General features: G+C 61.2%; 25 protein-coding genes. 13 read left to right on the forward strand and 12 right to left on the reverse strand.

What is annotated here, in order from left to right; all coding sequences use genetic code 11:
• Positions 1–591: 591 nt before the first annotated feature.
• A complete protein-coding gene (locus tag HMPREF0326_RS04640) occupies positions 592–1,065 on the reverse strand; it encodes a periplasmic heavy metal sensor (protein WP_009302681.1) in 474 nt (157 codons plus the stop codon).
• Between the two features lie 399 nt (positions 1,066–1,464).
• Between HMPREF0326_RS04640 and zraS the strand changes: the two genes are divergently transcribed.
• From zraS to HMPREF0326_RS04655, 3 genes are all read left to right on the forward strand, one after another.
• On the forward strand, positions 1,465–2,997 hold the full coding sequence (zraS, locus tag HMPREF0326_RS04645) for a two-component system sensor histidine kinase ZraS (protein WP_009302682.1): 1,533 nt from the start codon (positions 1,465–1,467) through the stop codon (positions 2,995–2,997).
• 117 nt (positions 2,998–3,114) lie between these two features.
• Positions 3,115–4,482: a sigma-54-dependent transcriptional regulator gene (locus tag HMPREF0326_RS04650; protein ID WP_008683282.1), complete on the forward strand. Its 1,368-nt coding sequence runs from the start codon at positions 3,115–3,117 to the stop codon at positions 4,480–4,482.
• Positions 4,483–4,656: 174 nt separating this feature from the next.
• On the forward strand, positions 4,657–5,271 hold the full coding sequence (locus tag HMPREF0326_RS04655) for an HD domain-containing protein (RefSeq protein ID WP_008683283.1): 615 nt from the start codon (positions 4,657–4,659) through the stop codon (positions 5,269–5,271).
• 508 nt (positions 5,272–5,779) lie between these two features.
• Here HMPREF0326_RS04655 and argB read toward each other — a convergent pair.
• Positions 5,780–6,562 carry an acetylglutamate kinase gene (gene argB / locus HMPREF0326_RS04660; protein WP_008683284.1) on the reverse strand — a complete coding sequence of 261 codons (783 nt, stop codon included), beginning with the start codon at positions 6,560–6,562 and terminating at the stop codon, positions 5,780–5,782.
• A gap of 158 nt (positions 6,563–6,720) precedes the next feature.
• Here argB and HMPREF0326_RS04665 point away from each other — a divergent pair, with 158 nt between their 5' ends.
• Positions 6,721–8,724, forward strand: a complete 2,004-nt coding sequence (locus HMPREF0326_RS04665) for an ATP-binding protein (RefSeq protein ID WP_008683285.1) — start codon at positions 6,721–6,723, stop codon at positions 8,722–8,724.
• Between the two features lie 84 nt (positions 8,725–8,808).
• Entirely contained in the window at positions 8,809–10,200 is a 1,392-nt protein-coding gene (gene gltX, locus HMPREF0326_RS04670; RefSeq protein WP_008683286.1) for a glutamate--tRNA ligase, read from the forward strand.
• A gap of 98 nt (positions 10,201–10,298) precedes the next feature.
• Here the strand turns inward: gltX and HMPREF0326_RS17550 are convergent, their stop codons facing one another.
• Positions 10,299–10,577: a helix-turn-helix domain-containing protein gene (locus HMPREF0326_RS17550; RefSeq protein ID WP_332248519.1), complete on the reverse strand. Its 279-nt coding sequence runs from the start codon at positions 10,575–10,577 to the stop codon at positions 10,299–10,301.
• 127 nt (positions 10,578–10,704) lie between these two features.
• Positions 10,705–10,968, reverse strand: a complete 264-nt coding sequence (locus tag HMPREF0326_RS04675) for a helix-turn-helix domain-containing protein (protein ID WP_009302687.1) — start codon at positions 10,966–10,968, stop codon at positions 10,705–10,707.
• A gap of 264 nt (positions 10,969–11,232) precedes the next feature.
• On the opposite strand from HMPREF0326_RS04675, the gene HMPREF0326_RS17325 reads away from it, so the two are divergent.
• Entirely contained in the window at positions 11,233–11,400 is a 168-nt protein-coding gene (locus HMPREF0326_RS17325) for a helix-turn-helix domain-containing protein (protein WP_009302689.1), read from the forward strand.
• Between the two features lie 363 nt (positions 11,401–11,763).
• Here HMPREF0326_RS17325 and fliR read toward each other — a convergent pair whose 3' ends face one another.
• The 6 genes from fliR to HMPREF0326_RS16655 form a co-directional block, all read right to left on the reverse strand.
• The gene (fliR, locus tag HMPREF0326_RS04685) at positions 11,764–12,555 is read right to left on the reverse strand and encodes a flagellar biosynthetic protein FliR (protein WP_008683290.1); all 792 of its coding nucleotides are present in this window, start codon (positions 12,553–12,555) and stop codon (positions 11,764–11,766) included.
• 228 nt (positions 12,556–12,783) lie between these two features.
• A complete protein-coding gene (locus HMPREF0326_RS04690) occupies positions 12,784–13,737 on the reverse strand; it encodes a chemotaxis protein (RefSeq protein WP_008683291.1) in 954 nt (317 codons plus the stop codon).
• A 103-nt stretch (positions 13,738–13,840) separates the two neighbouring features.
• On the reverse strand, positions 13,841–14,524 hold the full coding sequence (gene nth / locus HMPREF0326_RS04695) for an endonuclease III (protein WP_008683292.1): 684 nt from the start codon (positions 14,522–14,524) through the stop codon (positions 13,841–13,843).
• Complete coding sequence (locus HMPREF0326_RS16650) at positions 14,521–14,691, reverse strand: hypothetical protein (protein ID WP_009302691.1); 171 nt, start codon at positions 14,689–14,691, stop codon at positions 14,521–14,523. The genes nth and HMPREF0326_RS16650 overlap by 4 nt, the downstream gene beginning before the upstream one ends.
• A gap of 235 nt (positions 14,692–14,926) precedes the next feature.
• On the reverse strand, positions 14,927–15,061 hold the full coding sequence (locus tag HMPREF0326_RS17470) for a hypothetical protein (RefSeq protein ID WP_269544196.1): 135 nt from the start codon (positions 15,059–15,061) through the stop codon (positions 14,927–14,929).
• A gap of 5 nt (positions 15,062–15,066) precedes the next feature.
• A complete protein-coding gene (locus tag HMPREF0326_RS16655) occupies positions 15,067–15,216 on the reverse strand; it encodes a hypothetical protein (RefSeq protein WP_156802902.1) in 150 nt (49 codons plus the stop codon).
• Positions 15,217–15,519: 303 nt separating this feature from the next.
• On the opposite strand from HMPREF0326_RS16655, the gene HMPREF0326_RS04700 reads away from it, so the two are divergent.
• From HMPREF0326_RS04700 to HMPREF0326_RS04730, 7 genes are all read left to right on the forward strand, one after another.
• A complete protein-coding gene (locus HMPREF0326_RS04700; RefSeq protein ID WP_008683294.1) occupies positions 15,520–16,623 on the forward strand; it encodes an HD domain-containing phosphohydrolase in 1,104 nt (367 codons plus the stop codon).
• A gap of 10 nt (positions 16,624–16,633) precedes the next feature.
• Positions 16,634–16,984, forward strand: coding sequence for an Hpt domain-containing protein (locus tag HMPREF0326_RS04705; protein ID WP_009302693.1), 351 nt, complete (start codon positions 16,634–16,636; stop codon positions 16,982–16,984).
• A gap of 114 nt (positions 16,985–17,098) precedes the next feature.
• On the forward strand, positions 17,099–19,756 hold the full coding sequence (locus tag HMPREF0326_RS04710; protein ID WP_008683296.1) for a hybrid sensor histidine kinase/response regulator: 2,658 nt from the start codon (positions 17,099–17,101) through the stop codon (positions 19,754–19,756).
• A 206-nt stretch (positions 19,757–19,962) separates the two neighbouring features.
• A complete protein-coding gene (cutA, locus tag HMPREF0326_RS04715; RefSeq protein WP_008683299.1) occupies positions 19,963–20,286 on the forward strand; it encodes a divalent-cation tolerance protein CutA in 324 nt (107 codons plus the stop codon).
• Between the two features lie 95 nt (positions 20,287–20,381).
• A complete protein-coding gene (locus HMPREF0326_RS04720) occupies positions 20,382–21,335 on the forward strand; it encodes a carbohydrate kinase family protein (protein WP_009302695.1) in 954 nt (317 codons plus the stop codon).
• A 493-nt stretch (positions 21,336–21,828) separates the two neighbouring features.
• Complete coding sequence (locus tag HMPREF0326_RS04725) at positions 21,829–22,257, forward strand: DMT family transporter (protein WP_009302696.1); 429 nt, start codon at positions 21,829–21,831, stop codon at positions 22,255–22,257.
• A 390-nt stretch (positions 22,258–22,647) separates the two neighbouring features.
• Positions 22,648–23,112 (forward strand): YbaK/EbsC family protein, encoded by a 465-nt coding sequence (locus HMPREF0326_RS04730; protein ID WP_008683307.1) that lies wholly within the window; start codon positions 22,648–22,650, stop codon positions 23,110–23,112.
• 379 nt (positions 23,113–23,491) lie between these two features.
• On the opposite strand, the gene HMPREF0326_RS04735 is transcribed toward HMPREF0326_RS04730, so the two are convergent.
• Entirely contained in the window at positions 23,492–25,096 is a 1,605-nt protein-coding gene (locus tag HMPREF0326_RS04735) for an NFACT RNA binding domain-containing protein (protein ID WP_035073154.1), read from the reverse strand.
• 298 nt (positions 25,097–25,394) lie between these two features.
• A complete protein-coding gene (gene dksA, locus HMPREF0326_RS04740; protein WP_008683311.1) occupies positions 25,395–25,757 on the reverse strand; it encodes an RNA polymerase-binding protein DksA in 363 nt (120 codons plus the stop codon).
• Between the last annotated feature and the right edge of the window lie 135 nt (positions 25,758–25,892).

Raw genomic sequence — 25,892 nt, forward strand, 5'->3', positions numbered from 1 at the left:
GAGTTTTTCCTCTATTGATGCGGGAAGAATAAAAAGCGGGGCGTATGTTTTTTATACAGAGCGCGTACAGGTTGTATAAAATTTACACAGGTGACTATATTTCACACAGGCGGAAGCGGAGGGGCACGGGGGGGCGGGAAGTGGAAAAAGCGACCCCGTGCCGACAAGATATCAGGCGGGGGCCGGTCGGCCGCGCCGGAGCCCGGAGTTCTTAGAGCAATTTCACTTTGAAATTGCTCTGGTGGCTGCGTAAGCAGACGCCCGCCACGAGCGTCAGCCGTTGGCGGCTATGCCGCCTTACGGATGGCGACAGCAGAGCTAAGCGCCGGAGACCGACCCGAAGGGTGGCCCGCAGGGCCATGGCCGCAGGCACGCTAAGCGCGCCGTACGGACATTGAGAGTAGGGCGAGCGTCTTAAAAACTTTGGGAATGTGTATTCTCAAAGTTGAAATGCTCTTAGTGAACGGATGGGGGCTCGTGTCTGATTTTCCAAATCAGACACACAGAACCCGTAGAGGTTTGGGGCGGCGCAGCCCCGCGAGCCGGTGAAAAAACATATTTTTCGCAATCAGACGCTCGTGGCGACAACCTCTACTCTTCTTCATCCGCCGGGGGAATGCCGGCATGGCTCATCCGGCAGCCCCGGCTGGCGGGCGGCCCCAGCGAAACGCCCACTTCACGGCGCAGGCGCTCGTCCACATCCATCAGGGAGGCCCGCAGGGCGTCGCGCAACTGTTGCAATTCCCGGCCCAGGCGGGGCAGGGTATCCGGGGAGGTTCCCTGGTCGTAGCTGAGGCTTTCCAGTTCCGCCATTTTTTCCCGGATGCGGCCGCGCAGCTCACGGACACGGGGGCGGGCGTCATCTATGATTCTTCTGGCTTTGTTCTGTTGATTCGGGGGAAGCTGTTCCAACCAATCATCTATATCCTGGACGTTGCCTCGGTAGCGCCCCATTCTGTATTCGCCCTGCCCGTTGTACGGGCCGGGGCCGCTATGCCCCGCAACCACGGGCTGCGAGAGGCAGAACGCCGCCAGAAGGCAAAGCGAAAAACAAACTCTTAACATAGAGTAACCTTTATTGAAGTTCGATCCGGCATATCTTCTCGTGTCGCCGAACGTTGCGGCCCGGAAACGCTGCTTGTGGGCGCATCTGCGAACCGTGCGTATACAGACGGCACTGTGAGTACAAGCAACAACAATACTGTGTTACATGGGCCGACAGTCTGCGAAATTACTGTTGTTCTCCGTGCCGTAGCTGAATTGCAAGCCGTCTGTCGCAGAGCTTTGGCTGACTCAGCGTATTGTTCAGCCAATATCAGGCCGTTTTCCGTGGCGCAAGCGTTAAGAGCGCCGGTTGTCTGTTTCCACGCATTTTAGGAATTTCTTGCAAAAAACGTGCAAAAAATTTAGCCCCACAGCGGCCCATGGGATGACAGCCGCGGGCGGGACGGCTATAGTCGAAATATGAATGCTGAGCAAGACGACGTCCGGTCCGCGCCGGGCGCTCCCGGCGTTGTGCCCGGCGGGGGCGACGCCCCCGCGCCCGATGCGCCTCCCCGTGCCCTGGCCATGCGCGTGGGGGCTTCCCGCACGCCCCTGGGCCTGGTGCTGGGCGGTGCGGCCGTGGTGCTGGCCCTGATGGTGGGGCTGCTGGCTTTCATCTCCATTGAGCGCAGTGAAGCGGCTATGGCCCGTCTGCTGGCGGAAAAGGGCTCTTCGCTGATCATGGCTTTTGAAAGCATTCTGCGTTCGGGCATGCGCAGCGAGGCCGGGGTGCGCCTGCAGGTTCTGCTGGAGGAAATGGCCGCCAGCCCGGACATTATGTTCGTGGCCGTGACCATGCCCGACGGCACGATCGTGGCCCACAGCAAGCGGGTGCGCCTGGGCGAGATCCTCCAGCTTGAGGGCCGGGAACTGGATGAAAAGCGCATGCGCGAGCTGGCCCCGGACGCGGCGGCGCAATGGGGCATCATGAAGGTGGAGGGGCAACGGGTCTTCGTGGTCTATCGTTACTTCACGCCGGGCCTGCGCGACATCCCCAAGGGCTTTCCCATGCCGATCATTTTTCTGGGCCTGGATGTCTCGCCCTTTGAGATCACCCGCAGCCAGAACCGCGACTATGTGGCTATGCTGGCGGCTGTGACGCTGCTGGTGGGGCTGCTCTGCCTGCTGGCCCTGTATTATGCCCAGCGCGCCCGCGAGTCGCGTCAGCGGCAGCGCAAGGCCGAAGGCGAAGTGCGCCGTCTGGAGGAAGAGGTGCGCCGCAAGGAAAAGCTGGCCGCCGTGGGCAATCTGGCGGCGGGCGTGGCGCATGAGATCCGCAATCCTTTGAGTTCCATCAAGGGCTATGCCACCTATTTCGGCCAGCGCTTCCCCGAGGGCAGCGACGACCGCGAGGCCGCCGCCGTCATGGTGCGCGAGGTGGACCGCCTGAACCGGGTGATTACGGATCTGATCGGCCTTTCCCGGCCCAGCGATGTTCGCCCGCGCCCGGTCTGCCTGGAGAATGTGGTGGCGCACGTCATGCGTCTGATCCGCCAGGACGCGGAGCAACGCAATGTCAGGCTGGAATACCGCACCTCCCGGCGCGTGCCCAACGTGCTGGTGGATTCGGAGCGCATGGGTCAGGCCCTGCTCAACCTTTGCCTCAATGCTCTGGACGCCATGCCCGACGGCGGGCGCATGACCCTGGTCATCGCCAAGGCCAAACGTCGGGTCTGCCTGATGGTGCGGGATACGGGCAAGGGCATTGATCCCGCCGCCCTGGCTCATATTTTTGATCCCTATTTCACCACCAAGGGCCAGGGCACGGGTTTGGGGCTGGCCATGGTGCACAAGATAGTGGCGGCGCATAACGGCGAGATCAGCGTCTATTCGCAGCTTGCCGGTGAAGACGGCCACGGGGAAACCATTTTCCGCCTTTGGCTGCCCCTGGCGCCTAAAGCGCCTGAGGAATTCCCCGAGTTGCGCTATCGCGGCAAGGGGCGGAAAAACTAGGCCTTGCGGCAATCCCGAAAATGAGAATAATCCGGTTGGACGCCGGGCCGGGCGCGTAACCGTTCGCCCGATCCGTGTCCCCGGCGTATATCGCATATACGGCAAGGAGGGGTAAGGGTGAAAATCGACATTTTGGTGGTCGATGACGACGATGCCCACCGCGGCATGCTCAAAACCATGCTGGGGTCCTGGGGCTACACGGTGGATGAGGCCACCGACGGCGACGAGGCCGTGGACCGGGTGCGGGAAAAGGCCTTTGACGCGGTGCTGACCGATGTGCGTATGGCGCGCATGGACGGCATCCACGCGCTCAAGGGCATTCTGGAATATAATCCGGCGCTGCCGGTGGTGCTGATGACGGCCTATTCCTCGGTGGAAACCGCTGTGGAGGCCCTGCGCCTGGGCGCATATGATTATCTGGTCAAGCCCCTGGATTTCGAGGCCCTCAAGCACACGTTGGAAAAGGCCATCGAACATTCCCGCCTGAGCGTGGAAAACCGCGAACTACGCCGCCAGCTCACCGATGCCGCGACCCGCCCGGGCATTCTGGGCCGCAGCCAGGCGGTCAAGGACATGCTTCATATCATCAGTACCGTGGCCCCCACTGAAGCCACCGTGCTGATCACCGGCGAATCGGGCACCGGCAAGGAACTGGTGGCCCGCGCCCTGCACGAGGGCCGCGCCCGCGCGGACAAGCCTCTGGTCACCGTGAACTGCGCGGCCTTGGCGGAAAACCTGCTGGAATCCGAGCTCTTCGGCCATGAAAAGGGTTCGTTTACCGGCGCGGAACGCCGCCGCGAGGGCCGTTTTGTCCAGGCTAACGGCGGCACGCTGTTTCTGGACGAAATCGGCGAGATGCCCATGCAGCTCCAGGCCAAATTGTTGCGCGCCCTGCAACAGGGCGAAGTGCAGCGGGTGGGTTCGGACTCGCCCATCACCGTGAATGTGCGCGTGCTGGCCGCCACCAATCGCGACCTGCGCCTTGAGGCGGCGCAAAAGCGCTTCCGCGAGGATCTTTATTTCCGGCTCAATGTCATCAGCATCGACGTGCCGCCCCTGCGCCAGCGCGGCGAAGACATTCCTCTGCTGGCCGCGCATTTCCTCCAGCGCTTTGCCGGGCGCAATCGCAAGAGCATTAAGGGATTCGCGCCCCAGGCCCTGGACAGCATGTTGCGTTATCCCTGGCCCGGCAATGTCCGCGAGCTGGAAAATGCCGTGGAGCGGGCCGTGATTCTCTGCAACGGCGATCTGATCACGGGCCGCGAACTGCCCGCCAATGTCATTGATGCCTCGCCCCTGGCGGAAGCGGCGCTTGTGCCCGAAGGGGATGTCTCCCTGGCCGGACTGTCTCTGGACATGGTGGAGCGCCGGGCTATTGAGGAAACGCTGCGCCAGACCGGCGACAACAAGAGCGAGGCTTCCCGGCGGTTGGGCATTACGCGGGCTACCCTGCACAACAAGCTGCGGAAGTACGGCCTGGAGTAGGGGCGGTCCCGCGACAGCGCCTTTTGCCCACTGGACCGCGTCAAAGGCCGGGCGCGGCCCAGGTCTGTACCGTAAGAGTACTATCCCTGTCCCGCGCCCGGCCTTTTCCCTGCCGGAGAACAAAATCCATCTGTCGGGGGACCGCCCCCTCCGGATGGGGGACTATGAGGCCATATGACGACGACATCGAAGCGACTTTCCGCGGAACAGCTCGGACGGCTGGCGGACTTCTGCAACGAGGTGGGCATGCTGCGCCACACGCCGCGCAGCGGCTACGCCTTTCTGGGCTCGGACAAGGAGAATGTGGCCGAGCATTCCTATCGGGTCAGCGTGCTGGGCTACGCCCTGGCGCGTCTGGCCGGGGCGGACCCGGCGCGGGTGACCTTTCTCTGCCTGTTTCACGATCTGCACGAGGCCCGCACCGGCGATTTCAACTACGTCAATCACCGCTATAACCAGTGCCGCGCGCGGGAGGCCCTGGAGGACGCCACGCAAGGCACCGGCTTGGCGGAAGATATCCTCGGTTTCTGGGACGAACTGGCTGACGGGCGGAGCCTGGAAGCCGAGCTGGCCCACGATGCGGATCAGTTGGACCTGATCTGCAATCTGCATGTGGAATTGAGCAAGGGCAACGCCTTTGCCGAGGAATGGCTGGACAGCGCGCTCAAGCGCTTGCGCACGCCCTTGGCCCGCGAGCTGGCCGAGGCCGTTCTGCGCACGGACCCCAACCGCTGGTGGTACGGCCAGGTGGACAAGGGCTGGTGGGTTCACCACCGGGAACCGGATTAGAGCAATTTCAAAGTGAAATTGCTCTGGCGGCTGCGTGAGCGGACGTCCGCCACGAGCGTCAGCCGTTGGCGGCTATGCCGCCTTACGGATGACGACAGCAGAGACAGGCGTAAGCGCAATTTATTTGCGCGGTTGCCTCGCCCGTTAGCGAGTCTTCGAGCTTTACGGGCGAGGACAGCAGAGCTAAGCGCCGGAGACCGACCCGAAGGGTGGCCCGCAGGGCCATGGCCGTAGGCACGCGAAGCGCGCCGCACGGACATTGAGAGCAGGGCGAGCGCCTTAAAAACGTTGAGAATGTCAATTCTCAACGTTAATCTGTTCTAGGAGCTGCTCTAAATGGGCTCTTTTGACTTCCGGCTGCGTCAGACTCGTTTTTTCCTTTGGTTGAGTATCATGAGAGTACACTCCCGCCGCAAAAAATTCGTATTCTTTGCCGGAAAGCCAAAATTTTTCAATTTAGAAACAGCTCCGGTATGGTGCCGCATTATGCCGCATCTGGAGGCAGCCCCTATCGCGCCACCACCGTGCCCAGCGGCGCGTCATCCAGGAGATAGCGCCGCAGACTGGATTGGGCGCGGCCGTCCAGAATCAACGCGCGCGAGCAGCCCGCGTCCAGCGCGTTCAGGCAGGCTTCCACCTTGGGGATCATGCCGCCGCTGATCACGCCGGCCTCTTTCAGGCGGGCGATTTCCGCCCGGTTCAGGCCGGGAATCAGCCTGCCGTCGGCGTTCAGCACGCCCGGCACATCGGAAATCAGCACAAAATACTCGGCCGCCAGGGCCCCGGCCAGCGCGCCCGCCGCCGTATCGGCATTGATGTTCAGGGCTTCGCCGTCCGGGCCCGAGGCCACGGGCGCCACCACCGGCAGAAAATCGGTGTCCAGCAGGCAGCGGGGCAGGGCCGGGTCCACTTCCGTGACCTCGCCCACCAGGCCCAGGGCCGGGTTCTTGCGCCGCGCCCGCAGCAGATTGCCGTCGCGGCCTGAAATGCCCGCCGCGCGCACGCCGTGCCGCGCGAAGCCGCTGACTACCGCCTTGTTGACCTGGCCGCAGAGCACCATTTCCACGGCCTGCATGGTGGCTTCGTCCGTCACGCGCAGGCCGTCCACAAAGCGACTTTCAACCCGCAGGCGTGCGAGCAGGGCGCTGATCTGCGGCCCGCCCCCGTGCACCACCACAAGGCGCATGCCCTGTCCGGCAAGATGGGCCAGATCCGTGGCGAAGGCTTCGCTCAACTCCGGCTTGTCCATGGCGTGACCGCCGTATTTAATGACCACTGTGGGCTGTGTCATGGCTGTTCTCCGCTGCTGTGTTCCGGCGCATGATCCGCACGTTACGGAAGCGGAAAAATAGCATCCGGGGGCGTGGGGCGCAAGCCTGCGGCGTCCCCGCATTGCCTTGCACTGTTAAAAAAGGTAGAAACGGATACGTTCATTTTTCCGGAGTTTCCATGAGCCAAGATCTTGCCTGGCGTAACCTGCTCAAAGAACAGTCTTGGATGCAGGAGGCCATGGATGCCGCCAATACCGGCCTCTGGGTGATCATGATCGACACCCGCAACGGCTGTTGCTCCATGCTGGCCAGCGCGCCTATGCTGCGCCTGCTGGGACTGGAAGAGCATCCCGCGCCGGAGGAGTGTTTCGCCTTCTGGCGCGGTCGGGTGGACAAGAAGTGCGACGACGACGTCAATGACGTGGTGGACCGGTTTCTGGCCGACACCCAGATGCACGAAGTGCGCTATCCCTACCATCATCCCAAGTGGGGCGTGATTTTCGTGCGTTGCGGCGGCCGCCGCATTTCCGCGGCCGACGACCCCCTGGTGCGCATCACCGGCTACCATCAGGATGTCAGTGAGATTCAGGCCATGCACCAGTCCCTGCGGGAGAGCCTGGCGCGGCTTTCCCTGGCCTGCCGCCTGGGGCGGCTCGGTGTGTTTGAACTGCGGCACGGCGAAGGGGAGCTGGAACTCACGGGCAACGATATTTTTTTCGGCCAGTTGGGCCTGCCTGAAGGCCTTGGCGATGAAGAGCGCGTGGACGCGGTGGAAGCGCGCCTTGTGCCCGAGGACCGCGAGGCCTGGCGGGCTCTGCGGCATCCTGCGGATTGGGTGGTGGGGCGGCACGAACATACCGAGGTGCGCGTGCTGCATCCCCGGCTGGGCCAGCGCTGGCTCAAACTGGCCTATGAGGTCATGGGCTCCGGGGAGAATCGCCGCATCGCGGGCTATACCGACGACGTCACGGAACGCCGCCTGCACGAGCGCATGCTGCGCGAGGCCAAGAATGAGGCAGAGGCGGCCAATGCCGCCAAGAGCATTTTTCTGGCCAATATGAGCCACGAAATTCGCACGCCCATGAACGGCATCATGGGCATGGCCTATCTGGCCCTGAATACCGACCTCACGCCGCAGCAGCGCGACTACATCGAGAAAATCCACGGCACCTGCGTATCCCTGCTGGACATCATTAACGACCTGCTGGATTTTTCTAAAATTGAGGCCAACCACATGGAGCTGGAAAATCTCCCCTTCCAGCCCGCGCATGAAATCGAGGCCGTGCTGACCCTGCTCCAGCCCAAGGCCCAGGCCAAAAAGCTCGGTCTGGAAACCGTCATTGATCCGAACATCCCGACCGTCCTTTCGGGCGACGCCCTGCGCCTGCGTCAGATACTGCTCAATCTGGGCAGCAACGCGGTGAAATTTTCCGAGCACGGCACGGTGCGCATTGATCTGGAACTGGCGCACCGCACCACGGATATGGTGTGCCTGCGCTGCAGCGTCAGCGACGAGGGCATCGGCATGAGCCCTGAGGAACAGGCCCGTATTTTCAAGCCTTTTTCCCAGGCGGACACCTCCATCACCCGTCGTTTCGGAGGCACGGGCCTGGGCTTGGCCCTCTGCCGCCGCCTCACCGCGCTGATGGGCGGCGGCATTTCCGTGGAGAGCGAGGAAGGCAAGGGGAGCGTATTTCGGGTGGAGCTGCCGTTTCGGCTGGCTGCGGGCGCGGACCTGCCCGCCGACGCCGTCGACGGCCCCGAGGATCTGAACTGCCTCAAGGGCTTGCGCGTGCTGGTGGCCGAGGACGGCGACATCAACCGCGAAATCATGGAAGCCCTGCTGGACGGCATGGGCGCGGTCTGCATTCCGGCGGTCAACGGGCGGGAAGCTCTGGATATCTGGCGCGCCCGGCACGAGGACATCGACCTCATCCTCATGGATGTACAGATGCCGGTCATGGACGGCTACACGGCCACCCGCGAGATCCGCGCCGGCGGCCTGCCCGGCGCGGTGGAAACGCCGATCATCGCCATGACGGCCTATGCCATGCGCGGCGACGCCGAGCGCAGCCTGGCCGCGGGGATGGACGGGCATCTGACCAAACCCGTGGATGTGAACGAGCTGACCCGCATGCTCAAAAGCTATGCCCGGCGGCGGCCCAAGGCCCGGCCGGACTGAGCGCCCCCCTGGCCGCTTCTTGACAGGGCCGCGCGTGAGCGCGTAAGTCCGGCAGACACTTCACTCTTCAAGGAAAGTCACACCATGTCAGACGTTGTTACCCGTTTTGCGCCCAGCCCCACCGGGCATCTGCACATCGGCGGCGCGCGCACCGCCATTTTCTGCTGGCTTCTGGCCCGCCATTACGGCGGCCGCTTCCATCTGCGCATTGAAGACACGGATCTGCTGCGCTCCAAGCAGGAATACACGGATTCCATCCTGGCCTCCATGCGCTGGCTGGGCCTGGACTGGGACGGCGGGCTCACCTATCAGACCCGGCGCACGGACCTGTACAACAGCTATGTGGACAAGCTGCTGGAAACAGGCCACGCCTACTGGTGTTCCTGCACGCCTGAAGAGGTGGAGGCCATGCGCGAGGAGGCCCGCCAAAACGGCCTCAAACCGCGCTATAACGGCCACTGCCGCACGCGTGACCTGGGCCCCGGCGAGGGGCGTTGCGTGCGCCTCAAAACCCCGCTCACGGGCAAGGTGGTCTTTGACGACATGGTCAAGGGCAAGATCGCGGTGGATGTGGGCGAGCTGGACGACATGGTCATCCGCCGCGCCGACGGCATGCCCACTTACAATATGGCCGTGGTGGTGGACGACCATGAAATGGGCATCACCCACGTGATCCGGGGCGACGACCATGTGTCCAACACCCCGCGCCAGATCCTGATTTATGAGGCTCTGGGCCTGCCCGTGCCCCGCTTCGGCCATGTGCCCATGATTTTGGGCCCGGACCGCCAGAAGCTTTCCAAACGTCACGGCGCGCGAGCGGTCATTGAATACCAGAAGGATGGCCTGCTGCCCCAGGCCCTGGTCAGTTATCTGGTGCGCCTGGGCTGGTCCCACGGCAATCAGGAGCTGTTCAGCCTGGACGAGCTGGTACAGTATTTCGACGGCAGCAACCTCAATCCGGCGGCAGCGGCCTTTGACCCGGCCAAACTGGAATGGTGCAACGCCCACTTCATGCGCGAATTGCCCCTGGACCAGTTGGCCGCACTGGTGGAGCCCTTTGTGCGGGAGGCCGGTCTGGGCGATCTGTCTAGGGAGCGCCTGGAACCCCTGTGCGTGATGTTCCGCGAGCGGGCCAACAATCTCAAGGCCCTGGCCGAGAGCTTCCGCCCCCTGCTCGTACCCGCCGCCGAGCTGGCCTATGCGGAAAAGGACGCCAACAAGCATTTCACGGACGCGGGCAAGGCCCATCTGCGCGCTCTGGCCGTCGTCTTCAAGGCCTGCGAGCCCTTCAGCGCCGAAGCCCTGGAAGCCGCTCTCAACGCCTATGTGGCGGACAACGGTCTGAAGTTCAAGGAAGTGGCCCCGCCTCTGCGTACGGCGCTCATGGGCTTCATGGGCGGGTCGCATCTCAACGAGATCATGGCATTTCTGGGCCGGGAGGAGACGCTGGCGAGGCTGGAGCGGGCCGCCGGATAAAACACACTCGTCTTCCTGTCGCAATTCGGGCACAGACCGGAAACTTCCCGGCCTGTGCTTTTTTATTGTGTGGATTTATTCCGGCTGACTCTTGTCGTTCAGATAGGACTGTCTTTGTTTGATCTCAAATAACAACGCGCCTGCGTCGATGCCCAATGCCTCGGCAAGCAGGACAAAACCGTGATTGTCGGATTCCGTTTTCTGGATTCGATGGCCTTGATGTGGGATTCAGAGCCGTCAATCCTGGCGGCCAGTTCTTTGCGGCTCATTCCAAGCCGTTCTCTGTGCTCGCGGATGATCTGTCCCAAAGCCAGATCAAAGTTTGGGGTATCTCTCATCTGACCCGGATAGCACCGGACTGACTGGCCGACACGCATGAGGCACTATGGTGGCTATGGCTCGCGCGGAACATCAGGCAGGGCAAAGAGCGGGGAGATGCTTGATAACCCGTACACAGGCGTTCAGGGCCCACAGGCACAGGCCGGGATTTTTTATTGTGTGGATTTATTCCGGCTGATTTTTGTCGTTCAGATAGGCCTGACGCTGGATGACTTCAAGCAGTAATTTGTCCGCATCAATGCCGAACGCCGCCGCGATGGAAACAAAAACCATGACCGAGGGATTTCCCTCACGCACTTCAATAACCCGGATATGCGCCACGGAAATGCCGGTGTCGGCAGCCAGCTGTTCGCGCGTCCAGTGGCGCTTTTCTCTGTGCTCCCGGACAACCTGCCCCAAGGCACGGCAAAAGTTCGGACCTTCTCTCATTGAATCCAGATAGCACCGGATTGATGAAGCCACATGTCAGTGATAGTATATTATCACTAAATCTTGATGCTGTCAGAGCAATTCGCGTTTGAAATGAGTGAATCGTTCTGGTGCCCGCATGCTTCGGGAAAATCGCGTTTTCCTCGGCACGCGGGCGGCGTGGAATTTGAAATGTGTAACATTTCAAACGCAAAATGTTGTAGAAGGTAAAAAGGAGCATGAAAGGCAATGGATGGCGGCTCAATTCCCGATTATGAGGCGGCAATGGAACGCATCCGGGCTGTGACCGGGTGCGGAACGCAAACCGCTCTGGCTGCGGCGCTGGGCATCACCCGGTCGTTCGTATCGGACGCGCGGAGACGTAAAGTCATTCCCGCCGACTGGTTGCTCACACTCTTACGCAGCCGGGGGTCAATCCCGACTGGATACTGACGGGAGATGGCGTGCATCTGCTGTGTCCGGCCGAGGCTGACCCGCCGGTCGTACAGGCTGTGCCTGTGGCGAAAAGCCGCCCGTCGGAATAGTCCTCGGCTCGGGAGTTTGCCAACGAACTGGTAAGGCGGACGTTGCGGGCCCCGTCAATAGCGGGCATCCGGGCCATGCTGGCGCACGCTCCGCATGACAAAGCGGCGGCGTTTTACCCGGAGTGCGGATTTCGTTCCTCGCCTGTGAGTTCGTTGATATTGATGCTCGGAATGGAAGAAATAACGCGGAGCGTTGAAGGCTGACATGCCCTGCCTTTGAAATGGGGCACAATCTTAACGGTACGCTGCTCCTGGAGAGAGCGCCGGACCGTTACTGATACAGCGGGCTCATGGCCCGCAGCAGATGGGTGAACAGCCCGTCCATGCCGTTGATGAAGTGCTCCACATGGTCGGCCATGACAACCAGCAGCAGACCCACAAAGAAAAAACCCACGCCGATCTTGATGGGAAAGCCGAATTCCATGATGTGAATCTGCGGCGAGGTGCGGGCCACCAGAGCCAGGGCCACTTCCACCATGAACAGGGCCACCATGACCGGCGCGGCGATTTTCAGCGCCAGCACGAAGACCTGGGCCGCCAGATCCAGCACCTGCCAGAGCAGATTCTCGCCGATGAACAGGCCGCCGGGCGGCACCAGGGCAAAGGAGGCGGCAAAGCCCTTGATCATGTACAGATGCCCGTCCAGGGCCAGAAAGGCCAGCAGAGAGACCATCCAGAGAAAAAAGGCTGTGGCGCCGGTCTGGTTGCCGGTGAGCGGGTCCGCGAAATTGATCATGGTGAAACCCATCTGAAAACCCAGCAACTCGCCGCCCGCCTGGATGCCCATAAACAAAAAATTGACGGCCATGCCGAGCACCAGGCCCAGTACCACCTCGCCCAACAACATCAGAACCATGTCAAAGGGGTGGGCGGGCATGATCGCGCCGGACAGGGCCAGATGCGGCCATACGCCCAGCGAAAAGACAATGGTGACGGCCGCTTTGACCGGGATGGGGATGTTGTTGGTGGAAAAGACCGGCAGCATGAACATGACGATGCTCACCCGCATCATGGTGAGCAACAGGCTGAGCGCAGCCGCCGGATTATAGCTGAAGGCATCCATGCCGGGCGGAGATGCAAAAAGGCTGCCAGATAGGCAAAGGCCCGCGCCAAGGCGCGGGCCGAAAATGCTGTGCCGTTGCGGCCGGGTCAGGCCGTCGTGGATTAGAGCGTTTTGATATTGAAAATATCTCAACGCGCTGTGCGGATTTTCCGTGAAAATCCGCACAGCGAAATTATCGCAAGGCGAATTTACTTCGCCGTTAAGCGATAATTTCAAGCGCAACATGCTCTACTTGTGCAGCTTTTCGGCGATCAGCTCGCGGATAATCTTGTTCAGGCCGGGCAAATCAGGCTTGGAAACCTGCCTGTCCGCGCCCACTTTGACGCCTCTGGCGCGCAGGGCTTCGGTGATCAGGGAGGAGAAGAGGATTACCGGCAGGTCCTGCGTGCCCGGCGTCTCGCGGATTTTGGCCGTGAGCGCGTGGCCGTCCATTTCCGGCATTTCAATGTCGGAAATGACCAGATGCACCAGTTCGGTGAGTTCCACCTGTTTGGACTGGGCCTCGTTGCGCAGTTCCGAAAGATAGTCCCAGGCCTCCCGGCCGCTGCCCACCACCGTGACCTGAAAACCGGATTTTTCCAGCGAGGATTTGAGGATATGCCGCAAGGAGCTGGAGTCGTCGGCCACCAGCAGATGGAACTGGCCCGCGCCTTCCACGGGAGTGGTGTCCACCTCCACCTGAGACATGTCCAGGGTGCTGTCCAGGCTGGCAAGAATTTTTTCCATATCCAGAATGAAGAGCACCCGGTCCTGGATGCGCAGCACGCCGGTGATGCTCTCGCGTGAGTAGGCCTGCACGTATTTGTTCGGCGGCTCGATGCGGTCCCAGGTCATCCGGTGGATGCTGGTCACCGAGGAAACCAGAAAGGCGGCCTGCACGCCGCTGAATTCAGTGACGATGACCTTGTTGTTCTCATCGCTGGCCATTTCCTTGCCGAGCCAGGCCGCCAGATTCAGGATGGGCAGCACCTTGCCGCGCAAATTGAAGGTGCCGAGCACCGAGGAGTCATGCTTGCTGGGCACGCTGGTCACGCTGGGCAGGCGGATGATCTCCAGCACTTTGGCGACATTGATGCCGTAGTGCCCGCTGTAGGCGCTGCCGTCGGGCTGCTTTTCCTCAATGAGAAATTCTATGATTTCGAGCTCATTATTATTGACGTTGAGCAAGCTGTTCTGGGTCATGGCATTCCTCGTCCTTGGCTGAAACGGCGTCAATGAATCTTATCGGCGGCCGCACGCTTTCCTTAAGACGCGTGGGAAAATATCCGCAAAATTTCCGCCGCGTTCAGCGCCGTCCCGCGCTGTTGCGCCCGCTTTTTTCCTTGGGCGGCTCCAGGCGGGGACAGAAGGAGGCCATTTCGCATTCCCCGCAACGAGGCTTGCGGGCGTGGCAGACATCCCGTCCGAACCAGACCATGCGGTGGTTGACGTCGCCCCACTCCTGTTGCGGGAACAGCGCCATCAGGTCCCGTTCCACGGCCACGGGGTCGGTCTGGTCCGTGAGGCCCAGCCGGTGGCTGATCCGCTTCACGTGGGTGTCCACGGCCAGGCCCTCATTGATGCCGAAAGCGCCGAACAGGACCACATTGGCTGTTTTGCGGGCCACGCCCGGCAGGGTCACCAGATGTTCCAGGGCCTGGGGCACCCGGCACTCAAAGTGGTCCCGCACGCGCCGGGCCGCGCCCAGCAGATTTTTTGCCTTGCTGTGGTAAAAGCCCGCCGAACGGATGACCTCTTCCAGCTCTTCCTGGGTGGCCCCGGCCAGTTCCGCCGGGCCTGGCCAGCGCCGGAAGAGTTCCGGCGTGATGGTATTGACCCGCGCGTCGGTACACTGGGCGGCCAGCACGGTGGCGACCAGCAGTTCCCAGGCGTTATGGGAATTGAGGTGGGTTTCGGGCCTGGGGTAGCGGGCCTGCAGGGCGGCCAGGACTTTTTGCGCCCGTGCCGGGCGGGATTCTGCTTTTGTCATGCCTCTGCTATGCCACAGGCGGCAGCGGCCCGCAAGGCGCAGCAGGCCCGGCCCGGCAGCCGCGTGAGCGCCTCGCTCAGCAGGTGGGCGGCCATGCCCGCTTCCAGTCCGTCGTCCGCCGTGTCCACCCGCGCGCCCAGGGCGGTCGGCAGTTCCCGCGCCGCCATCTGGCTGACGGGTTCTCCTCGGCCAGCAGGATGCGCTTGTTCCGGATGGACGGAGACGCGTCGGCCAAAGCCGCGCTTTGCTCCGGCCCGTCGGCGGGAAGATCCGGTTTTGCCGCCATGCCCTGCGCCTTGCCCGGATCGAACAGGGCCGTGAAGCTGAAGCAGGTGGCCTTGCCGGGCGCGCTTTCGCAGCTGATCTCGCAGTGCATGGCTCCCGCCAGCTTGCGGGCGATGTTCAGGTCGAGCTATCGCTCTGCAAGCGTGAAAATTCCAGAATATTGCCGATGATCCGCACCAGAATGCGGGCTGGGAAAAGGATTTTTTCCAGAAAATCCCGTTGGCGGGGCGCGGCATCCTCGTGCAGCAGCAATTCGCTCAGGCCCAGATGCCGCCCCTGGGCGTGCGCAGTTCATGGCTCATATGGGAGAACACGCCCACTATCGCCAGGATGCGGAACAGCGCGATCAGGACGTAACGCCGGAGCATTTCCCAGTCCATGAAGTGCCCTTCATGGACTGGGCCCATTGCACCGCCCGGCCGCCCGCTGGAAATCGCCTGGGAGCACTTGCCGGGATCAGGAAAATTCCGTATTTAAAAAAACTTGGTTATATTTAGAAAATCAATGAAACCGGACTATTAAAAGCAATTAACTATGATTATGGGTTAAATGTAAACATAACTTATTAATTTTTTTATGTATCTTTTATTTGAATGGCGGCATGACATAAAATTAAATGATATGTGGTTTCCGGGGCAAGAGCAACAATGTGATACTTGGCGGAAGATAAACACAGCGCGATATACTGTATAACTCCCCAGTAAATATCTATGGAAAATTCATTCAGATGTCAGGCGGATGCTCCAAACACGCTCCTTATTGTTGACGATGACGAAATAAACCGCACGGTGCTGGCGAACATTTTCGCAACGGCTCACTCCATTGAAACGGCGGAGAACGGCAGGGAAGGCCTTGATAAATTGCGGCTGCGCAGGCGGGAAGTCTGCGCGGTTCTTCTTGATGTGGCCATGCCTGTGATGGGAGGCATCGCCATGCTGGAGGAACTCGGCAGGGAAAATGTGCTCAGTCAGATTCCCGTATTTCTCATCACGGGCGAAACGGACGATCGCGTTATCAAGAAGGCTTATGATCTCGGTGTGATGGATGTCATCTCCAAGCCTGTTTCCTCCCATATCGTCAAGCGCCGCGTCAATTCCGTCATTGAACTGTTCACGGCGCGCAACGAGTTCGCGACCATTGTCGACCGGCAAAAAAATGAAATACTGCGGCAGACCAAGCGGCTGCTCGAACTGAACATGGGGATGATAGAGTCCCTGGCCACGGCCACCGAATTCCGCAGCGGCGAATCCGGCGAGCATGTCCGGCGGATTCACGACATCACCCGACTGTTTCTTACGCATTCCCCACTGGGAAACGGTTTTTCGGAAGAGACCATCCAGCATGTTTCCCTGGCCGCCATCATGCATGATGTGGGCAAAATATCCATTCCCGACGCCATATTGAACAAGCCCGGCCGCCTTACCGGCGAAGAATTCGCCATAATGAGAACACATACCACCGAAGGCTGCCGCCTGCTGGAGCAGATCCCCCAGATGCGGGCCCTGCCGTTTTTCGGCTATGCCTACGATATCGCCCGGCATCATCATGAACGCTGGGACGGCCGGGGCTACCCGGACGGGCTCAAGGGCGACGCCATTCCTCTTTGGGCGCAGATCGTTTCCATTGCCGATGTCTACGACGCCCTGGTCAGCAAACGAGTCTACAAGGACGCCTTTGGTTTTGACCAGGCTGTCGGCATGATTTCCAACGGCGAGTGCGGCGTGTTCAATCCGCGGCTTCTGGAATATTTTCAGGATATCGAAGGGCGGATACGCAATCTTTATGTAACGCAGGCAACGGATATGCGGGAATGAGGTGAACGGGATGGATCAGAACAGGAAAGCGCGGCTGGAGGCCGGGGGCATTAATATCCATGGCGCCCTGGAGCGCTTCATGGGCAACGAGGCCATGCTGGAACGCTATCTGCGGAAGTTTCTGACTGAAAAAAGCTATGCCGGGCTGGAGGCGGCCATTGCGGCCGGTGACCGGGAGGCAGCCGGGATCGCGGCGCATTCGCTGAAAAGTGTCTGCGGCACTCTTGGTTGTGTGGCCATGCAGGCGCTGGTGCTGCGGCAGGAAGAATGCATGCGGGCCGGAAACTGGGACGAAGCCGTCAGAATGATGCCGGACATCGCAGCGAGTTACAGAAAAATTTGCGCCGTTCTGCACGAATAGGCGTTGCGGGCGGGTCGCTTCCGCCGGGGAGGGCTTGGCGCGTCCCGGCTTTCCCCGCGTTTTTTTGTTGAAGTCGAACTAGTCTGCACGCACCCCAAGCCTTTGGACAGCAATATGAAGCTCCGCAATCCGGTTCCAGGTGAAACGGCAACGTTGGCGGCGGTAACGAAAGATAACGCCGTTTCCGGCGAAGAACGCGGCATCGTGTCGCCGAAAAATCTGCGGACTATGGGGCTGTGCGTCATCACCGTCTGCTATGTGCTGTTTGTGGTTTTTACCATGTACAGACTCGGTGAAGCGACAACCGAGCTCTATGACCATCCCTATACGGTCTCACGCGAAGCCCGCGAAATGATGGTTCGTATGAGTGAAGTGAAAAATATGCTTCCCACGCTGCTGGCCACGCCCGACCTGTCCCTGCCGGAGCTTGAAAACATCCTGAAACGGCAGGAAAATGCGCAGGATGTTTCCATGGAGAATATCAGGGCCAACTATCTGGGCGATGCGGCCGACTTGGCCGCTCTGGAGAAGGCCCTGGCCGAGTTCTGGCAGGCCCTGGGGTCGGCCGGCCGGGCGCTTGTCGGAGACGCGACCTTTGACGAAGCCAACGAATATCTCAAACGTGAGGTATTCCCTTTTCTGAAAACTCTGGACAGGGCGCTGGACCGCATCGGCAAGGGCGCCGACCTCAGAGGCGCGGCGATGCTGTCTGATATGGACCGGGCAAGAGCCGTTTCCATCCTTGTCACCTTGCTGATGGGCGGACTCATCATCTGGCTGATCGTCTATACGAACAAACTTGAACGGAAGAAGAACAGGGAAATTGCCTATCGCGAAATGCTGTTCAACCTGCTCGCCGCAAATATAGACGATGTATTTTTCATTTCCAACGGCCGTGGGAGTTTTGAATATGTCAGCCCCAACAGCAAGCGCATCATCGGTTTCTCCTCGGAAGAGTTGTGCCAAGATAACGACAAATTCTATGCGTTGCTGACGCCGGAATTGAATGAGTGGCTGCGGACGGTTTTCAGCGACAGCGCCTTGCGCGGCCCGGTCGAGCGGGCTGCCGAGCTTGCGGGGAGTCGGCGGCAATTTAAGGTCCGGGTCTATCCCGTGTATCAGAACGGCGCGCTGGAACGCCAGATCATGGTGCTGACCGATCAGACCGACACCCTCATGTACCAGCAGACCCTGAGCGACGCCCTTGAAGCCGCGCGCGGCGCCAATGCCGCCAAAAGCAATTTTCTTTCGCACATGTCCCATGAAATCCGCACGCCCATGAACGCCATCATCGGCATGACCACCATTGCCTTGAGCAGGTTGGATGACCGGGGCCGCCTGGAAGATTGCCTCGGCAAAATCGCCCAGTCCTCGCGCCATCTGCTCGGCCTCATCAACGATGTGCTCGACATGTCCAAGATCGAGAGGGGCAGACTGTCCATCGCGCACGAGCCGTTCAACTTACGCCTGTCCCTCCAGGGGATAGTGAACCTCATTCAGCCGCAAATTCAGGAACAGGGACAGAATTTCGAGGTATCCCTGTCTGAAGTTGATGAGGAAGAGTTGAACGGCGATGGCATGCGCCTGAATCAGATCCTGATCAATATCCTTTCCAACGCCGTCAAGTTCACGCCCAAGGGCGGTTCCATCCGGCTGGACATCCGGCAACTTCATAAAAATCACAATAACGTCCGGTTCCGCTTCATTATCCGCGATACGGGCATCGGCATGAGCGAGGAGTTCATCAGCCGCCTGTATATGCCCTTTGAACAGGCCACGGCCGCCACCGCCTCCCAGTTCGGCGGCACGGGGCTCGGCATGGCTATTACCAAAAACCTTGTTTCCCTGCTGGGCGGCATGATTTCGGTAAAAAGCAAGGAGGGCAAGGGCACGGAATTTACCGTGGAGCTTCCCTTCGGCCTGAGCGGCCGCCAACCTTCACGGGAATTATCCGGTCTGGACCCGCTCAAGGTGCTGGTGGTGGACGACGATCGCGGCACCTGCGAGCATGCCTCGCTGCTGCTGGGCAGAATGGGGCTGCGCACTAGGTGGGTTCTCACCGGCACGGAGGCCATGGATCTCATCCTGCAGGCGCGTGAATGCGGCGATGATTACGACGTTTGCCTCATCGACTGGCAGATGCCCGACATGGACGGCGTGGAAACCGCGCGGCGCATCCGTCGGGAGGTCGGGCCGGACACGCTGATCATTATCATCAGCGCCTATGACTGGTCTCCCATTGAGCGGGAGGCGCGCGAGGCCGGAGTCAATGCCTTTATCAACAAGCCGTTTTTTGCCTCCACCTTGTACGACACGCTGCTTTCCGTCACGCGGCACGCCCCGCTAAAGGCCGAATTGAGCGTTTCCAAGCGCCGGGAGTATGATTTTTCCGGAAGGCGGATTCTGCTGGTCGAGGACAACGAGTTCAACCGGGAAGTCGCCAAGGAGTTCCTGGAAATGGCGGGGGCCGCCGTCGAGTGCGCCGAGGACGGCAGGGAGGCTCTGGAAAAATTCACTTCTTCCGAGCCCGGGCACTATGCGCTTATCCTTATGGACGTGCAGATGCCGGTCATGAGCGGCTACGAGGCCACACGGTCCATCCGCGCCTCGGACCATGCGGACGCGGAAACAATCCACATTCTTGCCATGACCGCCAATGCCTTTAGCGAGGACATCGCAGCCGCGGTGGCGGCGGGCATGAACGGCCATCTGGCCAAGCCCATTGACGTGGCCGCCCTGTACCGGCTGATTGCCTCGCATCTTGAAGACTGATGCGGGCGGGGGCGTCTGAAAACGCCGGGCCGGCTGCAAGAACGTGTTTAATGACTCCGCCGGAACGGAGATGAAGCCGGTGTCGCGATACAGCGGGTATAAAGGTGGACGCGCCCGACCGGGTCGTTTCCCCGCTGCTTCTGGACCGGCGCGGCATTGCCGTGTAAACTGAACTTCATGCCGTTTCCCGGCGTGCCGGAGGAAGCATGTCCTTTCTGGTCTATGTCACCGTGCCCCATGAGCGGGAAGCCCTGGACCTGGCCCGTATGCTGGTGGAAGCCCGGTTGGCGGCGGGCGTCAACGTGTTGCCCGGCGCACGGTCGGTCTACCGCTGGCAAGGCGAGGTGCGCGAGGCCGGGGAATGCCTGCTGCTGGCCCAGGTCAGCCGCGCGGCTTTTGAGGATTTTTGCGCGGCTGTGCGCCGCGCGCACAGCTACGAAGTGCCCTGTATTGTGGCCCTGCCCCTGGAGGCCGGGCACCAGCCATTTTTGCTCTGGATTGAGGAAAACAGCCTGCCGTCCGTGGGGTAGAGCATTTCAACGTTGATCTGCTTTAAACCGTTTCTCAAGTGAGCGACAGCCCCGAAGCGGTTGAGGCGGCATATATCCGCAACAGTGAGGCGACCATGTCCATCTATGTTTCCGGTTCCCTGGCCTTTGACCGCATCATGACTTTTCCCGGCAATTTTCAGGATCACATCCTGATGGACAAGCTGCACATGATCAACGTCAGCTTCATGGTGGACGGCATGGACGAGCGGCGCGGCGGTTGCGCGGGCAATATCGCCTATTCCCTGGCCCTGCTCGACGAAAAACCGGTCATCGTGGCCGCCGCCGGACGCGACTTCGTGCCCTACGCCGAAGCCCTGAACACGCTGGGCCTGCCCCTGGACGGCATCCGGCGCGACGCGGATATCTTCACCGCGCTCTGCTACATCACCACGGACATGAACAGCAACCAGATCACCGGCTTCTACCCCGGCGCCATGACCCTGCCCGCCCAGTACTCTTTCCCCGATCTGGACCCGGATACGGACATCGCCATCGTTTCGCCCGGCAATGTGGAGGACATGCGCCGCCTGCCCGCCTTCTATAAGGAAAAGGGCGTGCCGTATATTTACGATCCCGGCCAGCAGCTGCCCGTGCTTTCCGGCGCGGACCTGCTGTCGGCCATTGAGGGCTCGCTGGCCTGCATTACCAACGACTACGAACTGAATATGATCTGCAAGGCCACGGGCAAGAGCGAGGACGAGCTGCTGGGCCGCACCCTCTGGCTGGTGACCACCTTGGGGGCGGAAGGCGCGCTGGTGCGCGGGGCCGACGGCACGGAAGTGCGCATTGCGCCGGTGCCGCCCACGGGCGTGGTGGACCCCACGGGCGCGGGCGACGCCCACCGCGCGGGCCTGCTCAAGGGCCTGACCCACGGCCTGCCCATGCCCGAGGCCGCCAAACTGGGTTCGGTGAGCGCCAGCTTCGCCCTGGAAAAAATGGGCACCCAGGAGCACATCTATACCCCGGCCCGGTTCCGGGAGCGCTATGAGGCGGTATTTGGGGCGCTGCCCGAGGGCCTGCTGCCGTAGCAGGGGCTCCTCGAAAAGCGCCTTTTGCCTCCTGGGCCGCGTCAACCGGCGATCGCAGCCCAAGGCTGTACCATAAAAGTACCAGAGCAGATTAACTTTGAAATTTGCAAATTTCAAAGTTGGCATTCCGCCGAAAAACGTGGTTATCGTTGCTGTCGATCCCCGTATGGTTCCGTTGTCGCCAACGTGGACAGCCCTTCGGGTCGGTCTTCGCGGCGCGCCGCACGGTGTGCGGCGTTAGAGCATTTCAAAGTTGAAATGTTCTAACCTTGTTCTGCGATCGCCGGTTTCCATGCCGGGTAACAAAATCCATCTTTTTAGAGCGTTTTGATATTGAAAATATCTCAACGCTCTGTGCGGATTTTCCGTGAAAATCCGCACCGCGAAATTATCGCAAGGCGAATTTAGTTCGCCGTTAAGCGATAATTTCAAGCGCAACATGCTCTGGAGACAGCCCCTGAAGCGGGTGCGCCTCGCAAAGGACGGAACCGCTATGTTGTATATTCTGCTGATGCTGCTGGCCGGTTGCATGATCGCCATGCAGTCGCCCATCAACGCGGCCCTGAGCCGCACGGTGGGCGTGCTGGAAAGCAGCCTGATTTCTTTTGCGGTCGGCACGCTCTTTCTGGCTCTGGCGGTGTTCTTTTTCGGCCGTGGCCAGCTGTTGCGCGTGACGGAAACGCCGCCCTGGCAGTGGGTCGGCGGCATCCTGGGCGCGGTCATGGTGCTCAACACCATTATCGCCGTGCCGCGCATCGGCGTGCTGACCACCGTGCTGGCCATGATTTTCGGCAATCTGGTCATGGCGGCGGTTATCGACAATTTCGGCTGGTTCGGCCTGCCGGTGACGCCCTTCGGCTGGCGGCGGCTGGCGGGTTTTGCCCTGGTGCTGGCGGGGCTGCTGCTGGTATTCCGGCGCTAGGCTCAGCCCTTGTTAAAGCGCCTGCTGCAAAGCCGCCTTTTTCCGTACAGCGGCGTTGCCAAAAGAAGCTGACCTCGCGGTATGTTCAATACAGCTTCGTCCGATTTCTCTTTTGCGCCTTGCTGCCCGAAAAAAATCAGCTTTTCGCGGACGGCGTGTTAATGAGGGCTAAACCTAGAGGGTGTCGTTATGGGCGTTTTTTCGGTTATCTCCGCGTCAGGTTCCGCCCGTTTTTTCAGTCGGGTGCCAAAAGAGTACACTCCTTCAAAGCGGGCCCGCCTTTCTCGCTGGAAAGGCAAAACTTCCTGATTCGGAAACAGTCCCTGGAAGGTTTCAATAACGTTGCAATGTGAGACGGCGGGTCGGCCATATCCGCCGGGAGGAAAAAACATGCGGGTGGATGCGGTACGGGAATTTCTGGAGCGGCACGGGCTGGGCGCGGCCTACCGTCAGTTCGAGGTTTCCAGCGCCACGGTGGATCTGGCGGCTGCCGCCGTGGGCTGCGAGCCTGGGCGCATCGCCAAGACTCTCTCCCTGCTGGGCAAGGACGGCCCGCTGGTACTGGTGGTCATGGGCACGGCCAGGCTGGACAACCGCAAGTTCAAGGACGTTTTTCACCAGAAGGCCCATTTCATCAAGGCCGAGGACGTGGAAAGCCTGGTGGGGCATCCCATGGGCGGGGTCTGCCCCTTTGCCCTGCCCGAGGGCGTGCCCGTGTACCTGGACGCAAGTCTGAAGAACTTCGACCCGGTCTATCCGGCGGCGGGCGCGCCCAATAACGCCGTGGAAATCTCCCTGGCGGACCTGGAGCGCGTCACCGGCGGCGTCTGGGTGGACGTCTGCAAGGCGGAGTGACGGCGGCCCGTACAGCTTGCGGCACTTCCCCCAGAGGGTGTCGTCATGAGTGTCTTTTCGGTTATCTCCGCGTCGAAATTCGTCTTTTATTCCGGTCGCGCTAACGGATAAAGACAGCAGTGCTAAAAGGCTCTTTCTCCTTGATATAACACGAAAATCCATCTCATGACGCCACTCTCTAGAGCGGATTAACTTTGAAATGCTGCCCATTCCAAAGTTAAAGGCACGCTTATTCTGCCGCTTAGCTATGCTGTCCTCGCCCGTAAAGCTCGAAGACTCGCTAACGGGAGAGGCAACAGCGCAAATAAATTGCGCTTACGGCTTCGTAGCGCGAGGCTGCTCTCGCAGCCTCGTTAGAGCATTTCAAGGTCGAAATGTTCTATGCGTCGGGCAGCAGGCGCGTTTCCAGCTCTTGGTCCACGGGCACCTCGCGGGAGGCGAATACCTTGTCTATCCGCACGGTGCCGGCCGAGGCGTTGCGCAGGGGCTTCACATGGCGCATTTCGGCATAGATGATGCGCGCGACGGCCGCGTCGCGCTGCCAGCTCTTGCAGGCCGCCAGGCCTCCGGCCTGGTCCAGGGTGCGCTCGGGCACAGGCTGGCCGCCATGGGCCCGCCGGATGATCACATGCGAGCCGGGGCCGTTGTCGGCGTGCAGCCAGATATCATGGGGCGCCGCCAGCTTGCGCGCCGCCAGATTGCCCTTGGCGTCGCGGCCCCGCAGCAGGGCGAAGCCGTCCTCGCTGATAAAGAGCTGCACGTTTTTGGGCAGGCCGCCGGGCAGGGGGCGGCGCATGGCTTCTCCTGAACCGGCGGCTGAAGCCGCCTCGCCCGCATCATCGCCTGATATGCCCGCCAGACTTTCCCGGCGCGCGCGTTCCAGGGCCGCGGCCTCGGCTTCCAGAGCGGCGCGGCGTTGGGCCAGATGCTCCAGGCCGCGCTGCCCGCGCCGGGCGGTGTGAAAAAGCCGTTCCATGGCTTCGCGCACTGTATAGCGCGGGTCCAGCCTGATATCTCTCGCCGGGCCGTGTTCCGTTTCCGGCAGATTGACAAGGGGCGCGCGTAAATCCGCAGGCCAGCGCCAGAGGTTTTCCCGCAGGGCCAGGGCGTCGGTCCGGGCCGCGCGCATGGCTGTGAGACGGGCTTCTTCCTCCCGCAGTTTGTCCAGCAGGCGATCCAGCTTGCGGCCGCGTCGGGTCAGAGGCAGGGCGGCGGCCACGGCCTTGTCCTTGGCCAGACGCTCGAGCACCAGACTTTGCCCGGCCCGCTCCAGCAGGGACAGGACGTCCGGGCCGCTTTCCTCCTTCAAATCCCCGCGCAGGCCAGGCGGCAGGGGCCAGGCCGTGGCGGAGCGGACGCCCCCGCAACTGTCCCGAAGCCCGTCAGATCCCCCCGCGCTGTAGAGAAAAACATCGCCCCCGCCCCCGCGCAGATCTTCCAGCAGGGCCCACTGTTCGGGTTCTTCCATCCGCTCCAGGCTGCGGCGCAGGGAGGGCGTGAGCACGGGCCACTGCCGCCAGTCGCTGCGGGCCCGGGCCAGTTCGGCTGGCGCGGGCCAGCGCGCGTCTTCCGTCTCCGGCCCGTCCTGGGCGTCCAGGAAATGCAGGGATGCGCCCTCGCGCAGGTCCAGCAACAGCCATGTCAGGCTTGTGCCCGGCGCGGGCTCGGCCGCTCCGCCCAGCAACAGCCAGAGCCTGCGCTGCCAGAACTGCGCCACGCAGGCGGCCACCCGGCGGTCGGCCGCGTATTTGCGCAGGCGCATAAGCTGCGCCGTGGGCGCGTGCCCCGTGCTGATCCGGCTTTCGGTCAGAAAGCAGAAGGGCTCCTTGCGCCCGAAGCGCAGGCAGAGCTGACGCTTGCGGCCCGAACCGTAAAAAGTCAGGGTCAGGATGCCCGGCGCGGGTTCCTGAAGTTTTTCCAGGCGTGCGCCGGTGAGCAGCGGGAGCAGCAGATCGCAGAAGCGGCGGAAAAGATGGGCGTCCATGCGCGCGAGACTACAGGGGAACGGGCCGGGCGGCAACAGCGGCGCGTCCCGTTCCCGCCGCGGCATTGACCATGAAAAATCCCGCCTGAACAGCGGGATGAGAATTGCGGGATGAAAATTACAAGGTTACGGAAGCGACCTCTCCGAGACTGGGCGGCCGTGCAAAACGATAGATTTTGTTATCCGGCAAGAAAGCGGACCGGCGTGGCTCGGGGATAGTACAAAACAGTACAGACCCGGGCCACGCCGGTCCGCTGACGCTGTCCAGATGGCAAAAGGCGCGTTTTACGCGGCCGCCTTAATCCCCGCGAAGATGTTCGTCTTCTTCCTGCTTCGCCTTGCAGTTGATGCACAGACGCGTCACCGGCCGGGCTTTGAGACGGGGAATGCTGATTTCATCGCCGCATTCCTCGCAGATGCCGTAGGTGCCGTCGTCGATGCGCTGCCGGGCGGCCTGAATCTTGCGGATCAGACGACGTTCGCGGTCGCGGATGCGCAGGGTAAAGGCGCGGTCGGATTCGGCCGTGGCCCGGTCCGCCGGGTCGGCGAAGACTTCATTGCTGTCGGTCAACTCCTCGATGGTGCTGTCGCCCTTCTGTTGGGCTTCCTCCAGCATGTCGGACAGGAGTTTGCGGAAAAATTCAAGGTCCTTGTGATCCATATATCCTCCGGCCGGGTTGTATCGCATGCGCGATATCGGTTCGGCATATAAACTTCTCTTAGGTTGCAATAGGAATGTATAGCTGTAAAAGGCTCTTTTGTAAAGAGCCGTCGTCTTCAGAGAGGGAAGGTCGTG

This window comes from Desulfovibrio sp. 3_1_syn3, assembly GCF_000145315.2.
GTDB classification, from domain to species: Bacteria; Desulfobacterota; Desulfovibrionia; order Desulfovibrionales; family Desulfovibrionaceae; genus Desulfovibrio; species Desulfovibrio fairfieldensis.